Consider the following 15128-nt stretch of genomic DNA (forward strand, 5'->3'; position numbering starts at 1 on the left):
CAATGAGTGCTTTAGAAGTACACATACAAATTCTATCGTTTTTAAGTTGTATGTAATTCAATATTCCATATTTTTATAAATTGATTTCTCTACGTCAGGAAGAACGCTGTATATACTCTTACCGATTAAAGATTCTAATTTATTCTTAATTGTGTAGAAACCTTTCCAATGTAAAGAAGAATGAGAGGTTGTTCCATGTCGTAAACCAACTGAAATCAATCTTTTTTCAAGCGTAGTAAAGCCCTCTGCATCAGCAAGTGCGTCACAAAGGGTAATGACCTTATTGTATAAGTCGTAGTCACTATTTTCATTCAATATTTCAATTAATAGGCTTTTCATATAATCAGGAACAAGGCTCCACTCCGCTGCTATATCTAAATGCTCATTTTTACACGGGAATGAATGTGTCACGCAAATAATCGCGTTTCCTGTATACCCTAAATTATTCAAATACATATAACCATCATAGGAATGAATAACAGATTTAGTAAACCCTTTATATCTTCCTATATCATGCAGGAGGGCAGCATTATATGCTATGTCAGCATCTAGGTCGTACCCATTATTAATAAGTTCTACAACTATCTTTTCAGTTGCAAGGGCAACATTACATGAATGTTCGAACCACGGACCTGGGTTTTGTTCATATGCCCACTCGAGTAATTCCCTTGCGTATGTCCTATCTAATATATACTTCATATACGTATCCTTTCTCTAAAAAATTGTACCTTAAATAATTTCATCTTCGTATTTCGTTATTCCTTCTTTAAAAATTGGTACAATGAAACAAAAGGGGGATTAGTAATGCAAGATTTAGTAATTGAAGAGATTAAGCAAATAAAAGATGATATGGAAGAGCTTTCTGAACTATTAAAAACGGTTGTAGATGATGGGGCGTCAATTGGTTTTTTGCCTCCACTGGAACAAAAAGAATCAACGAAGTATTGGGAAGTCGTTTTAGCACCAGAAGTGATCTTGTATGTCGCTAAAATAAATAATGAAGTGGCAGGGAGTATTCAATTACATTTAGTTACAAAGCCTAATGGGATCCATAGGGCCGAAATTTGCAAGTTAATGACTCATCCAAACTTTAGACGTAATGGCATTGGACGTTTACTTATGCAAAAAGTAGAGGAACGAGCAAAGCAAGAAAACAGGTCTCTTTTAGTGTTAGATACGAGAGAAGGAGATCCTTCTAATAGATTGTATAAATCATTAGACTATCAAGAAGCTGGAAAAATACCAGATTACGCAATATCTCCAAATGGTAATTTAGATGCCACAGTTATTTATTATAAAATTATATAAGTTATATAAGTTGTGATTAAAAGGTTATCATGCTTAAAATAATAAATTCATTTAGTACATGAAATAAATGAATTTGAGAAAGTTTTTAGAGGGTTCTTTTAGTAATGTGCCTCGACTTATAATGGATGTAGAGAAGATGACTAGGCAACTATAGTTATTTTCGCTTTATTATGGGAAAGGGGATGACGGGATGAAAACGAAAGGTTTACAGAAGGTGAAGAAAGTCATATTAAGTGGTGGCATATTACTTACGGGATTGTTAACTTTCGGTTTTTCAGAAAAAGCTTCAGCTCACGGATATGTAGAATCACCAGCAAGCCGTTCTTATTTATGTAAGCAAGGGGTGAATGTAAATTGCGGTCCGATTCAATATGAGCCGCAAAGTGTAGAAGGAATAGGTGGATTCCCGCAATTAGGACCTTCTGATGGACAAATCGCAGGAGCTGGCCATTTTCCTGCTTTAGACGTTCAAACAGTTGATAGGTGGAAGAAAGTTACGTTAAACGGCGGGACGAATACATTCAAGTGGAAACTAACCGCACCTCATAGTACGAAAGAATGGAAATACTACATTACAAAAAAAGATTGGAATCCAAATAAACCATTATCACGATCTGATTTAGATTTAGTACCGTTTTATGTGAAAAATGACGGAGGAGCTAGACCAGGAACTTCCGTGACACATGAAGCAAATGTACCTACAGATAGAAATGGATATCACCTTATTTTAGCTGTTTGGGAAATTGCAGACACTGGGAATGCGTTTTATCAAGTTATAGATGTGAACCTTGTAAATACTGGTTTAGCATCAAATTTCGCGCTAAATCATGTAGTGCAAGTTCCTACATTGTTTTAAATGAAATATACATTTTGATCATCTAATTCATTTTAGATGATCTTTTTTACGCAAAACGATGAAAAATATAGAAGAAAGTGCAATTATTTATAAAAAATTATGCTTTAAATATTGTCATATTTGCTTCTTTAAGATATCCTTTTCATGAAGAGGTGGAAAACATGGAAAAAGTACTAGTTTTCGGGCATAAAAACCCAGATACAGATGCAATTTGTTCTGCAATTGCTTATGCAGAATTGAAAAAAGAATTAGGAATGAATGCTGAGCCTGTACGTTTAGGCGAAATCAGCGGTGAAACTCAATTTGCGTTAGACTATTTTAAAGTAGAAGGACCGCGTTTTGTTGAGACAGTTGCAAGCGAAGTGGACAACGTTATTTTAGTTGATCATAACGAGCGTCAACAAAGTGCTAACGATATCGAATCTGTTCGTGTGTTAGAAGTTATTGACCATCACCGTATTGCTAACTTTGAAACAAGCGATCCTATATACTACCGTTGTGAGCCAGTTGGTTGTACAGCTACAATCTTAAACAAAATGTACAAAGAAAACGGCGTTACAATTCGTAAAGAAGTTGCAGGTTTAATGTTATCTGCAATCATTTCAGATTCTTTACTATTCAAATCTCCAACTTGCACAGAGCAAGACGTAGCGGCAGCTCGTGAATTAGCGGATATCGCTGGTGTAGATGCTGATAGCTACGGCTTAGAAATGTTAAAAGCTGGTGCTGACTTAAGCGGAAAAACAATGGAGCAATTAATCTCTCTTGACGCTAAAGAATTCCAAATGGGTAATGCGAAAGTTGAAATCGCACAAGTAAACGCTGTTGATACAAACGACGTTCTTGTACATCAAGCGGAACTTGAAAAAGTTATCTCTGCAGTAGTAGAAGAAAAAGGTTTAGACCTATTCTTATTCGTTGTAACTGATATCTTAACTAACGATTCTGTCGGTCTTGCAATCGGTAAAGCAGCAAACGTTGTTGAGAAAGCATACAACGTATCTCTAGAAAACAACACTGCTACATTAAAAGGTGTTGTATCTCGTAAAAAACAAATCGTACCAGTACTAACAGAAGCATTCCAAGCTTAATATAATTGTGTATGGTTTAACAAAAAAAGGACAAGTAGTCAGATTGGCTACTTGTCCTTTTTTATCTCTAAAAAACAGAAAATTTAAAATAGGAGGATTGTGTATGTTTAATGATTTGGAGAGTAAATTACAGTCACTTTTAGAGCGGAAAATTACTTCTGTTTCAGAATTAGAGCGTTGGCTTTTAGAGGAACTGCGTGTAAACGCTGAAGTAGAAGAGGAGATAACAAGTAGTTTAATCGCCACGTATAGAGATACAAATGACAGAGATAAACGTAATTTACATATGTATAATCAAAATACAATTCAACCACTTTTAAAAAGCTACACTGCAAAATTTGACCAGAAATTTAGAGAGTGCCCGTTTTCCGACTTATTAAATGAGCAGAAATACGGATTTATGAAAAAAGAACGATTAGTGAAGAGTAAAATGTTTAATGAAAAGAACATTGCTCTTTCCATTAAAGAGCAAGAACTTATTACGAAATATAGAGAAATAATGTCTAACATATTTATTAATTGGGAAGGCGAGCAAAAGACGTATGCATTCATAAAAGCCAAGTTAGATAACCCCAATAGAGTTATTCGCGAAAAAGCTTGGTACGCTTTATGTGAAGCAAGAAGTGTAGTGAAAATAGAAATAGATTGTATTATGAATGAACTTATACAATTGCGGAATGAGATAGCTTTACATGCAGGATTTAATAATTATAGTAAATATGCTTTCAAACAAAAAAATAGAGATTATAGTATTGAAGAGTGTTATAAGCTTCATGAATCTATAGAAAAGTATGTTGTACCAATATGGGAACAGTTGGGAAGTCTTTCTAAAAAGAATCTCGGCGTAAAAAAATATCGCCCTTGGGATCTTACGCCATGTAAATTACCAAAAGCCCCATTCCAAAATGAAATTGATTTATTGGATGGGGTGGAAGAAATGTTTCGGACGACAGATTTATATTTTTATGAGAAATTTATTCATATAAGGAAAGCAGGATTCATTGATGTAGAAGAACGTGAAAATAAAGCGCCAGGAGCTGCTTGTTTTACCCTACCTTTTAGTAAAGAGGTTTTTGTGTATTCTAATTTTAGTCCATCATTCTATGCAATTAATGCACTCATACATGAAGTGGGGCATGCTTTTCATTTTTATAAACAATTTAACAATGATAGTAGCATGCAGGAAAGATATCTTCGCGAAGAGGTGGCTGAGCTTTATTCCCTCAGTCTGGAGTTGCTAGTAATGGATAAGCTCAATATCTTTTATAAGCAAGAGGAAGAATATAAAGAAGTGCAGCGCGTACAATTATATCGTGCTTTGTCTTTATTAATGTCGTCAATTGCAGGAGATGTATTCCAGCACTGGATCTATGCAAATCCAAACCATACACCAGAAGAACGAGATAAGAAATACGCTGAAATATGTAAAAGGTATCAATATTCATCCGTTGATATTGCAGGATTAGAGAATGAAATCGGCGCAGGCTGGTTAGAGTCATTTCACTTTGTCCAGTTTCCTTTTTATAAAATTGAATATGCAATTGCACAAATAGGAGCAATACAATTGTTTCAAATTTATCGGGAAGATCGAGAAAAAGCGATTGCTTTCTTTAAAGAGGGAGCTAGTTCAGATTGGAACCTACCTATACAAGAAATATATGAAAAAACAGGTGTTACGTTTGATTTTTCGGAAGGAAGGATAGAAAGTACAACAAGGGTTATTTTGGATCTGATTAGCGAATTAAAATAAGGATAGCATTAGCTATCCTTATAACTGTTTATTCGTAGATTTCTTCTTGTTTATATAAAATGTAATAATAGCCGCAATGATGAAAATAGGTATGGCATACGCTTGCCCAACAAACAACTTCCAGCCAACGTGATTATAGCCTTCAGATGCTGGAGCAATCATAGCGATTATGCAAACAATAATATAGAGTACTAGTGCAGGGATTATATTTTTCATATGTTCACCTCCTTTTCATAAAATCATCACATATATATTTATATAACACATTATAGATTGAGATAAGATATATGTATTTCTAATATTTATGTAAATAAAAGGGTTGTTTTTAAGTGGAATAGAATAGGTGTATGTAGAATGATATAGGGGTGTTACATATAATGAACAATATATTAAATCGAATAAAGAAAGATGTAAGTATAGAATTATTGAATACGCTATGGCCTGGTTTTAATAGGGCTGCATTTGCATTATATAATGATGAGTATGTGTATGTATTTCATCATCCTTTATTTTTGAAAGGTGATGATAAGTATGAGTATACCGTATTAAAGTGGGATGAACAATTTAAAGCTGATACATTTATACTATTCAAAGATTATCCGACTGCTATTGTGAATATGAATAGATATAAAGATTATGAAACTTTACTTGCGGTTGTGGTGCATGAACTTTTTCATTGTTATCAATATTTGAATAAAGAAAGGAGATTTCCAAATGAATCTATAGGATTTCAATATCCTATAACAGAAGAAAATATAGAATTGCGAAATAAAGAACGAATTTGTTTATATGATGCTGTTCATTGTAAGTCACAAGCTGAGAGAATTAATTATATTAAGCGATTTATTGAACTAAGAGAGCATAGAGCTAGTTTTATGAAAGAAGAGTTTATAACATATGAATGTATGGTTGAAAGCATAGAGGGGCCTGCTTGGTATGTTGAAATGAATGCATACAATTCAGTATGCAAAAAGGATGAAAGCGAAACATTACGAAAATATAGCGGGTTCATTTTAGATGTATATGAAGCTAATTGTAACATTAGAAAGAGCTGCTATAGCCCAGGAATGCTTTTATGTTTATTATTAGATGAAATCCTTCCTGAATGGAAAACGAGCTTCTTTAATAGTGATAAATCGTTATATGCCTTTTTAAAACAAAATATAAATGTGGATTTGAGTTTAAATAATGAAATTGTAATAAGTAAAGAAACGAAGCAAATCCTTCATTTTGTACAAAACGAAAGAGGTAAGGATATTAAGCAATTTTATGATGAAGAAGGGTATCATCTATATATTGTAGGGGATATAAAATTAAATTCGTTTAATCCAATGAATGTAAAGTTAAACGGAAATAAAGCATTACATAAAACTTTTTTAAGTGTAAGTATACATAATAAAACATATATGATAAATCAACCTGTTTTAGCATCTTTTGAAGAAGATTTTAAAAATATGACACAAGTTCATATCATAATGAATGAAAAACCGATAGAAACAAATAATGGTTGGAACGTAGTGGGAATTGGAGATATAGAAGCTGCGTATGAAGAAGTAGAGAGTTCTATATTTTTATATTTAAAAAGTTAGAAGTGAGGTAAGAAATAAAGATGAAAAGGTTATGCATAATTCCATGCGGAAAGAAGAAAATTTGGGATAAGTATTCAGATTACGGGCCGATGGAGGCAAAAGATGTATATATTAGCCCATTCGGAAAAGCATGTCAGGCGTATGCAACTATGTTTTTCGAGAATTGGGTTATCTTATCGGCGAAGCATGGATTTTTAGGACCAAATGATATTGTATTAGAAAACTATGATCTTGCGTTTGATTCAAAGAGTGATGAGATTATTAGTATGGAACAATTAAAACAACAGATGATTGAAAAGGACTTGCTTCAGTTTGATGAAATCGTTTTACTTGCAGGAAAGAAACATAAGAAAGTAGTGACACAATTATATCCAGAAGAAATCATTACGTATCCGTTAGCTGGGTGTAAAGGGATTGGGTATATGTTGCAGAGGTTGAAAGGGGCTGTGGGGGATGGGAAGGAATTATAGGTAACTAATGTATAATTAAGGTATGAAGATGGAGGTGATTAAGAGTGAAAAAAGTTTTCAAAAGTAATGTATCTAGCTTTGTTTGTATAGGTCTTGTGTTATTATTAATTGATTTTAATAACTTATCAATATTAGAATACATATTCTTAACAACGAGCACCCTTGCTTTTGTTGCATTTTTAGTGAACTTAGCAGTTACATACTATTGTGAGAGAGAAGAAAGAAAATATACATGAATGTAAAGCCCAAATATTGGGCTTTTTTCTATGTTGTATTTCCGTTGAATATGTAAGGAAGAATTGTTAAGGGTACTAAAATAACTTTTATAAAACGTAGAATATAGACTAGTAAACAAGCCGTTTTATACTTTCAAACATAGAATATGATGAATACTATTGAAGGGAGAGTCATATTCATGGGAAACAATTGTCGTTGTAGACAATCCCGGAATTGTAATAGATTTTGGGATGATCTAATGTTTGGAAGATGTAGACGTAGAGATTGTGATGATTGTGGTTGTAAACGTAAACGTCATTGTGATTGTGATGATTGCCGTTGCAATCGTAAGCGTGATGATGATGACGATAAGTGCCGCAAGTGGTAAATTTTTTTGAAAGAGTACTTAAAAGTAAGTACTCTTTTTGTATATGAAGCTTTTACATTCCATCTTGAATTAATTTTCTTTCAATTTCCCATGTATCTCGTTTTTTAATTTTTATAGCGATATTAGTTCCGCTAGATTCCTTATAAAAGATATATCCATTGTTTGCGTTCACATATGTCAATGGTTCACCTATGCAATCTTGTGAACAAGATGTATTAATTAGTTCGATTAAAGATAGTTCGCTCGGATCGGTTTTACTCGCATCTATAATCGTATCAACGTCTGTTTTACGATAACCTTGTAAGTTTACTTGGAACTTCTGTTCAATTTCACCTGTAATACTAGTATTCATTACTTCAACAGAATTTTTCTTTTCTTGAAGAAATCCGTTCTCATAAAGCAATTTTGTATATCCAATCCATCCGATTAAAACTAGCATGATAAACATACTAGATATTTTAAGTGTGCGAATCCGTTTACTAACAATCGTTTCTGAGTATTTCATCCAGTTTAATCCTCCAAGTGTTTTTAATTTAAAGTATGCTTGGATACATATATTTAGAAGAGGATGAAAGGTAACTAGTTCTGGATTCAAAAAAGAAAGCATCCGAAGTTAGATGCTTTCTTTTTTGGGTGTTTTTTGCTATCTGTTCGTTACTTGTTTCATAAGTGGTCTTATTTCTTTAACGGGTGGTTTTTTATCATAGGCATCAACATAAGAAAAGTAGTAATTTAAATTTCTGAGAAGTCCTTTTCCTATTTTAGCGCTTAAGAACGGAAATACTTGTCCAGTATAATCATCGAGAGATTTACAGTAATATTTTTCATCTAAATATATACTGTATTTACAAGTTAGTTCTACTAGTGAGTTACCTTCATCATCAAATACTTCCTTAGAATCAATAATGTCTATTAATGCGAATTTTTCATTCAGATAAACTTTTTTCTTTTTCTCGTGTTTATTTGTGAGGATAAATACGAGACCGATGGCGTTAATCAAACTATTTCCTCCTATAAAAAACGGATATTAATAAAATATATCGATATACGTTAAATGTAAAGAGGAGAGGTGAAATATCATTGATAGAAAGTTTCATAAGCCGATTTGTTTTTTCAAATCGGCTTATTCTTATTGAAACACTTGCGGGAATTGCTTTACGATTGCGTTTGTTATCATGTCGGCCATTTCTAATGCTTCTTTTTCAATTTTATCGTACAGTTTTACTCCTGCTTCATAATCTTTATTTAGGAAAGCAAGTGCTTCTGCTTTCGTAAGTGCTAAATGTTCATAAAACATTTTTCTAAATTCTTCTTTTTCTATATATGGGTTGATACTAGTTAGAAACGCCACTATTTCATCACCGTTAGCGTACCATTTTTTTCTATAGTGGCAGCTGCATTTTGGTCACCAGCTTTTGCGGCTTTGACAAGATCTGCTGCAATGACTAAGTGGTCTTTAATTAATGCACTATATTTTTTTACAGCATCCTCACCATAGAATGGTTCAAGTGATAGTCCCATATGTGTTGCATTTTGAAGAAGACGCCCAACTGTAACGTTAACGTCTGGTAAATTAAAGACAATACTTATAATAGCTAATCTCGTCCAAGCGACATGTTGTTCCCATAAAGAACGCATATAACCTTTTAAAAAGTTCTCGTTTTTACTAATTCGGTAATTACGTACAGATGTATCAAAGTGTACATAAGGGTTATGATAAGGGGAGTAATACGATTGCCAATAAGAATACATAAACGGTAACACTCCTTTGAACATGTATAACTCAAAGTATGATGGGAATTTATTTTTAGTTACGTGTCCTAGATTAATTTCAGAAATTGATATGGAAAAAGATGAAGAATTTTATTGTGGTATATATAAATAAAATGAATATAAAGTAAAAGAGGCTCTGCAAGGGAAGTTGCAGAGCCTCAAAAGGGTATTGCCGAGATGTCGGACTCGACTACGTAATATTATCATAAAATTCTTTTAAAAAAACCTGGTAAATGTGTCCAAATGAAAGTGGACCTTTAATAAAGTCAAAGGGATCCGCTTCCCGCAGCAGATCCCTTTAACTAGATAATGTTGATGAGCAAAAACTCATCTGGAGTACTTTTATAGTAACAAGTAAAATTCATTTTGTGTATTGAGAAAAAAGAATTACTTCATTAAATGTTAAGAACTTATAATTTACTTCTTGTCATTATCATCATTTGTTGTGAGGGGAGTATGGTTATAAAATGGAGAAAAGTCTTGCAAGCATATATAAAAGTGTACTGAAATATATATTAATCAAAAAAGACCTGCTTATATAAGCAGGTCAACATAAGGGGTTTATCCAACAGAATATTTCATATGATAATGACTGTATTGTAGTATGTCTATAAGGTTTATATTGAGAAAATTTTTGTGAATACTATATTTCGCACGTGGATTAACGTTTTAAAAGTTGAGAAAGAAAATGAAAAAGCTTTCTATAAGAAAATAATGGCTGATACTTAAAATACGATTCATATTTCCACGCATCATTATTCGAAAACTGGAGTTGGTTCGGTACTGTTTTCTGCTGGATGGAACTAGTATTATGATGCTTCATATATTAACCTCCTGAATTCATATGTATAAGATTAGTAGTATTCAAGGAAGAGTAATAAAATGTATGTTTATTTTGTAATCCTTTTTATATGTGCTGTAATTATGTTTTAAAAGTTATTAACATAATTAGGACCAAAAACACAGTGCAAATTAACCTCTAAAACGTAAAGAAGTATAAAATAATGAAAAAGCAGGCTGTTAGTCATGCATTCATCACTTTCATGACGCATAAGTGATGATATAATAGGAGTAGATGAAAGATATAGAAAAGCAGGTGACTCTTTTTTGTTTACAAAAGCACAAGAACTTTTAGCGTCTTATTTCGGTTATTCTTCATTCCGAAGAGGACAAGATGAAACAATTAAAAATGTATTAGATGGGAAAGATACAGTCTGTATTATGCCTACGGGTGGTGGTAAGTCAATTTGTTATCAAATTCCCGCATTAGTATTCGAAGGAACAACGTTAGTTATATCACCTTTAATATCACTTATGAAGGACCAAGTAGATACATTAGTGCAAAACGGTATTTCAGCTACTTATATTAATAGTTCTATTTCTATTACAGAAGCGAATCAACGAATTCAATTGGCAAAACAAGGACATTATAAGTTACTTTATGTGGCGCCGGAGCGTCTTGATTCAATGGAGTTTGTTGATCAACTTATGGATATGAAAATTCCAATGATTGCAATTGATGAGGCACACTGTATTTCGCAGTGGGGACATGATTTCCGTCCGAGTTATTTACATATACATCGCATATTAGATTATCTTCCAGAAAAGCCGCTCGTACTAGCATTAACTGCGACGGCAACACCACAAGTTCGTGAAGATATTTGCAACACGCTTGGAATTAATCAAGAAAATACGATTATGACAACGTTTGAGCGCGAAAACTTATCATTTTCTGTTATTAAAGGACAAGATCGTAATGCATATTTAGCGGATTATATTCGTCAAAATCAAAAAGAATCTGGGATTATATATGCAGCTACTAGAAAAGTAGTTGATCAATTGTATGAGGATTTAATGAAAGCGGGAGTATCTGTATCAAAATACCATGCTGGTATGAGTGATAACGATCGAAATGAGCAGCAAGAACTCTTTTTACGTGATGAAGTGAGTGTAATGGTAGCGACATCTGCATTCGGTATGGGGATTGATAAATCGAATATTCGTTACGTTATCCATTATCAACTGCCAAAAAATATGGAAAGTTATTACCAAGAAGCAGGACGTGCTGGCCGTGACGGATTAGATAGTGCATGTATATTGCTATATTCTTCTCAAGACGTGCAAGTACAGCGCTTTTTAATTGATCAATCGACCGGAGAATCTCGTTTTTCAAATGAACTTGAAAAACTGCAAAATATGACGGACTACTGTCATACAGAACAATGTTTACAATCATTTATTTTGCAATACTTTGGAGAAGAACCTAAAGAAGATTGTGGCCGCTGTGGTAATTGTACGGACGAACGCGAAAGTATCGATGTGACGAGAGAATCACAAATGGTTCTATCTTGTATGATTAGGACGAACCAACGATTCGGAAAACAAATGATTGCACAAGTACTAACTGGATCTAAAAATAAGAAAGTCATTGAATTTAATTTTCATACTTTGCCAACATACGGACTTTTATCAAATCGTAGTGTAAAAGAAGTCAGTGAATTTATTGAGTTTCTCATTTCAGATGAGTTAATTGCAGTTGAACATGGTACGTATCCAACATTAAAAGTAACGGAGAAAGGGAAAGAAGTGTTACTAGGTAAAGAGAATGTTTTACGTAAAGAACGAGTAGAGACAAGACAAATTGTTCAAGATCATCCTTTATTTGAAGTGCTTCGCGAAGTACGTAAAGAAATTGCGCAAGGAGAAGGTGTGCCTCCATTCGTTATTTTCTCTGACCAAACGTTGAAAGATATGTGCGCAAAAATGCCGCAAAGTGACTCTGAACTTTTAACTGTAAAAGGGATTGGCGAACATAAACTTGTGAAGTATGGTTCTCACTTCTTACAAGCAGTTCAGCACTTTATTGAGGAAAACCCAAACTATGCTGAAACAGTTAAAACAGAAGTGGTTACAGAGCGGAAAAAGTCAGGGAAAGCTTCAGCAAATTCTCATTTAGAAACGTATGAAATGTATAAACAAGGCATTGATTTAAATGAGATTGCAAAAGAACGTAACCTATCTAGACAAACAATTGAAAATCATTTAATTCGTTGTTTTGAAGATGGAATGGAAGTAGACTGGAACAGTTTTGTTCCTGCAGAATACGAACAGCTGATTGAAACTGCCGTGCAAAATGCTGATGGTGGTCTGAAATCGATTAAGGAACAACTTCCAAATGAAGTGAGTTACTTTATGATTCGTGCTTATTTACAAATTAGAAAGTAGTGACATGTAAAGGGGATAGGGATTTATGCATCACGTTTTTGTGTATGGCACGTTAAGAAAAGAGCAAACGAATGCTCATTTTATGCAAGGTGCAATATGCATCGCAGACGGAGCGTGGACGTATGGCAAATTATTTGATACAAACGAAGGCTATCCGGCGATGATTTATTCAAATGAAGAAAAGGTCTATGGTGAAGTTTATGAAGTAAATGATGAGATATTGCGTAAGTTAGATGAACTAGAAGAATATACAGGGAATGCGGAGACTGATTTATATTATCGAATCAAGCAAACAGTATATGCTGCTGATAGGGAAATAGAGGCATATGTATATATCGCTCAAGATAAAAAGATGATATTGAAAGTGATTGATTCTGGAGATTGGGTGGAGTATCAAAAAGAAAAATAAGAGTAACTAAAGAGTAGATAGTGGAATAATCCATTATCTATTTTTTATATTTAGACTTTTAAATTTCTTATTATTTTGATAAATTGTAAATATAGGGGAATAAAAAGGAGGGTTTTTCATGGGTGTCAGAAATTTAGTTTCTCACCTGTAGTAGAAAAATAACGTACAGGAGGAGAATAATAATGAACGAATTAAATGTAAAAGAATTTTATAAAAAACAATTTGAATTACTAAGTCATGATATAAATAATGAAAACTGGTTACAGGAAGTTGCTGAAGAAATTAAAGAGCAAGTGGGATATCCATTTCAGACGATGTTAGAACTAGGTGCTGGAAATGGCGGGTTTGCAAGAGCGATGTCAAATTTGGATGTAAAAATGACTACGGTTGAGCTTGTACCAGAGTTAGTTATGTTTGCTAAAGAACATTCTACTAAGGACATTGTGATTCATTGTGCTGACTTTTATAAAATTAACTTTGAAGAAAAGTTTGATGTTGTTAGTTATTTAGACGGATTTGGTGTAGGAACGGATGAAGAACAATTATTTTTATTAAAACGTATCCATAATTGGTTGAAAGATGATGGGTGTGCACTTATTGATATTTATCAACCTTTATATTGGGAAAAAGCAAATGGACAAGAAATGCCGATTGGCTCTGCAATGCGAAAGTATGAATATGATAGTGAAAATGCTAGAATGCTGGACCATTGGTGGGAAACGGATTCTTCAAATGATATTGTGACACAATCTTTACGTTGCTATACTATAGATGAGATTAGTAATTTATGTGCAGAGGCTCGTTTCAGTATAGTTGGGATTTTCCCAGGAGGAGCGTATGACTTTGAAGAGAGAAAATATAAAGAGCAAGTATCATTAAATGAATGTTTATCATATCGTATAAAAGTAAAAAAGAGTAAGGATTAACTCCTTACTCTTTTTTTGCTATTATAGTGTGAATAATTGACTGTTTTTCGTATTCATTGTCGTTCTTTTTTTATTCTTATGGATCTTAGTATGATCCCAATTCCAAGAAATAAAACAGTAGCAACGACTCCGCTAATAGGGTTTAACCAAAAATCACTGCGGTTGGTAAGTGTAATAATCCCTGTTATTGTAACTAAAACAGTGGGAACGGCGTCTTCAATTGCATGCATGATTACGCATGGCCATACTGACTTTGTAAGTCTATATATTTCAACATACATAATAGACCAAGAAACCATAAGTATACAGCCTAATAAAAGCATATTTAACCTTGAAATAGATTCAAAATATTCATTTGGTAAAAAGACTAAATAATAAGCGGCATGCCAAAGAGCCCAAACTAACCCAGAAATAATATAAATAAACCAATCGTTTAACTTTAGTTCAATCAGCTTTGGAGTTAAATAACCGCGCCAAGAAAACTCTTCAAAAATATTTTTAATAAAGTTACCAATAGTAGACATGAATATGAGTGAAAATAATGAGTGCATTTCAAAACTGGTTATGTTAGCTACTCCAAAAATAAGTGCTATGCTTATCGTTATTAATATAACGAATGGATAAATTAGTAATGCAACGAAATACCATTTAAAGTTTGCCTTCAAATTTAGTTTGATCCCAAAATCATTCCAATCTCGACCAATACTTCTAAGTAAAATACTTGCGAGAAAGGGTAATATTAGCCATAATCCCATACCTAAAGAGTTTCCGTCAGGCTGATCCGTTAGGAAAGAATCTAGAAATACCCCAATCCAACCACTTGCCAACACAATTAACACAAAAATAAGTAAGTGTAACTTTAGAGGCTTTCTTTTGGTGGTAGTCATTTTTAATAGACTCCTTTACTTTTGTTTTTGAATTTTGTAATCTTGGTTAATTTACAAATGAAATAATAGACAACTAGAAAAGAAGTTGGAGTGTATGTAAGGTGTAAAGCTCTTTTAATCGTATCTATTGAATGAATCACTTAATTATATGTGTAGTTGTATGATTTAGATGTTGTATATTCTTATAATGTAAAAACAGTATTTGAATTTCAATATTAGAAAGATAAAAGTAAGTTTTTT

16 protein-coding genes and 2 pseudogenes are annotated in these 15128 nt (G+C 33.1%); 11 read left to right on the forward strand and 7 right to left on the reverse strand.

Annotation, left to right across the window (positions count from 1 at the left end; all coding sequences use genetic code 11):
• Positions 1-57: 57 nt before the first annotated feature.
• Positions 58-699, reverse strand: coding sequence for an HD domain-containing protein (locus QCI44_RS14050; protein ID WP_016087527.1), 642 nt, complete (start codon positions 697-699; stop codon positions 58-60).
• A gap of 105 nt (positions 700-804) precedes the next feature.
• Here QCI44_RS14050 and QCI44_RS14055 point away from each other — a divergent pair, with 105 nt between their 5' ends.
• From QCI44_RS14055 to QCI44_RS14070, 4 genes are all read left to right on the forward strand, one after another.
• Positions 805-1308, forward strand: a complete 504-nt coding sequence (locus tag QCI44_RS14055) for a GNAT family N-acetyltransferase (protein ID WP_016087528.1) — start codon at positions 805-807, stop codon at positions 1306-1308.
• Positions 1309-1498: 190 nt separating this feature from the next.
• Positions 1499-2164 (forward strand): lytic polysaccharide monooxygenase, encoded by a 666-nt coding sequence (locus tag QCI44_RS14060; protein ID WP_016087529.1) that lies wholly within the window; start codon positions 1499-1501, stop codon positions 2162-2164.
• A 161-nt stretch (positions 2165-2325) separates the two neighbouring features.
• Positions 2326-3255: a manganese-dependent inorganic pyrophosphatase gene (ppaC, locus tag QCI44_RS14065; RefSeq protein WP_353811215.1), complete on the forward strand. Its 930-nt coding sequence runs from the start codon at positions 2326-2328 to the stop codon at positions 3253-3255.
• 103 nt (positions 3256-3358) lie between these two features.
• Entirely contained in the window at positions 3359-5005 is a 1647-nt protein-coding gene (locus QCI44_RS14070) for a M3 family oligoendopeptidase (protein WP_353811216.1), read from the forward strand.
• 18 nt (positions 5006-5023) lie between these two features.
• Here the strand turns inward: QCI44_RS14070 and QCI44_RS14075 are convergent, their stop codons facing one another.
• The gene (locus QCI44_RS14075; RefSeq protein ID WP_016087532.1) at positions 5024-5221 is read right to left on the reverse strand and encodes a DUF4017 family protein; all 198 of its coding nucleotides are present in this window, start codon (positions 5219-5221) and stop codon (positions 5024-5026) included.
• Positions 5222-5382: 161 nt separating this feature from the next.
• Between QCI44_RS14075 and QCI44_RS14080 the strand changes: the two genes are divergently transcribed.
• The 4 genes from QCI44_RS14080 (at position 5383) to QCI44_RS14095 (ending at position 7668) form a co-directional block, all read left to right on the forward strand.
• A complete protein-coding gene (locus tag QCI44_RS14080) occupies positions 5383-6594 on the forward strand; it encodes a hypothetical protein (protein WP_016134707.1) in 1212 nt (403 codons plus the stop codon).
• Between the two features lie 20 nt (positions 6595-6614).
• Positions 6615-7064 carry a DUF6884 domain-containing protein gene (locus QCI44_RS14085; protein ID WP_016134706.1) on the forward strand — a complete coding sequence of 150 codons (450 nt, stop codon included), beginning with the start codon at positions 6615-6617 and terminating at the stop codon, positions 7062-7064.
• Positions 7065-7108: 44 nt separating this feature from the next.
• Positions 7109-7300, forward strand: coding sequence for a hypothetical protein (locus tag QCI44_RS14090; protein ID WP_016087535.1), 192 nt, complete (start codon positions 7109-7111; stop codon positions 7298-7300).
• A gap of 179 nt (positions 7301-7479) precedes the next feature.
• The gene (locus QCI44_RS14095; protein ID WP_353811217.1) at positions 7480-7668 is read left to right on the forward strand and encodes a hypothetical protein; all 189 of its coding nucleotides are present in this window, start codon (positions 7480-7482) and stop codon (positions 7666-7668) included.
• Positions 7669-7720: 52 nt separating this feature from the next.
• On the opposite strand, the gene QCI44_RS14100 is transcribed toward QCI44_RS14095, so the two are convergent.
• From QCI44_RS14100 to QCI44_RS14115, 4 genes and pseudogenes are all read right to left on the reverse strand, one after another.
• A complete protein-coding gene (locus QCI44_RS14100) occupies positions 7721-8173 on the reverse strand; it encodes a hypothetical protein (protein ID WP_353811218.1) in 453 nt (150 codons plus the stop codon).
• 138 nt (positions 8174-8311) lie between these two features.
• Positions 8312-8668: a hypothetical protein gene (locus tag QCI44_RS14105; RefSeq protein ID WP_000606233.1), complete on the reverse strand. Its 357-nt coding sequence runs from the start codon at positions 8666-8668 to the stop codon at positions 8312-8314.
• 129 nt (positions 8669-8797) lie between these two features.
• Positions 8798-9420, reverse strand: a pseudogene (locus QCI44_RS14110) (acetylglutamate kinase).
• A 682-nt stretch (positions 9421-10102) separates the two neighbouring features.
• The gene (locus tag QCI44_RS14115) at positions 10103-10264 is read right to left on the reverse strand and encodes a hypothetical protein (protein WP_353811219.1); all 162 of its coding nucleotides are present in this window, start codon (positions 10262-10264) and stop codon (positions 10103-10105) included.
• Positions 10265-10548: 284 nt separating this feature from the next.
• Here QCI44_RS14115 and recQ point away from each other — a divergent pair, with 284 nt between their 5' ends.
• The 3 genes from recQ to QCI44_RS14130 all read left to right on the forward strand — a co-directional run bounded on the left by recQ (position 10549) and on the right by QCI44_RS14130 (position 14001).
• Positions 10549-12666 (forward strand): DNA helicase RecQ, encoded by a 2118-nt coding sequence (gene recQ / locus QCI44_RS14120; protein ID WP_353811220.1) that lies wholly within the window; start codon positions 10549-10551, stop codon positions 12664-12666.
• A 25-nt stretch (positions 12667-12691) separates the two neighbouring features.
• The gene (locus QCI44_RS14125; RefSeq protein ID WP_016087539.1) at positions 12692-13075 is read left to right on the forward strand and encodes a gamma-glutamylcyclotransferase family protein; all 384 of its coding nucleotides are present in this window, start codon (positions 12692-12694) and stop codon (positions 13073-13075) included.
• A gap of 182 nt (positions 13076-13257) precedes the next feature.
• Entirely contained in the window at positions 13258-14001 is a 744-nt protein-coding gene (locus QCI44_RS14130) for a class I SAM-dependent methyltransferase (protein WP_016087540.1), read from the forward strand.
• Positions 14002-14022: 21 nt separating this feature from the next.
• Here QCI44_RS14130 and QCI44_RS14135 read toward each other — a convergent pair.
• Positions 14023-14888, reverse strand: a pseudogene (locus tag QCI44_RS14135) (CPBP family glutamic-type intramembrane protease).
• Between the last annotated feature and the right edge of the window lie 240 nt (positions 14889-15128).

It is taken from the genome of Bacillus cereus group sp. RP37 (genome assembly GCF_040459695.1).
Classification (GTDB): Bacteria; Bacillota; Bacilli; order Bacillales; family Bacillaceae_G; genus Bacillus_A.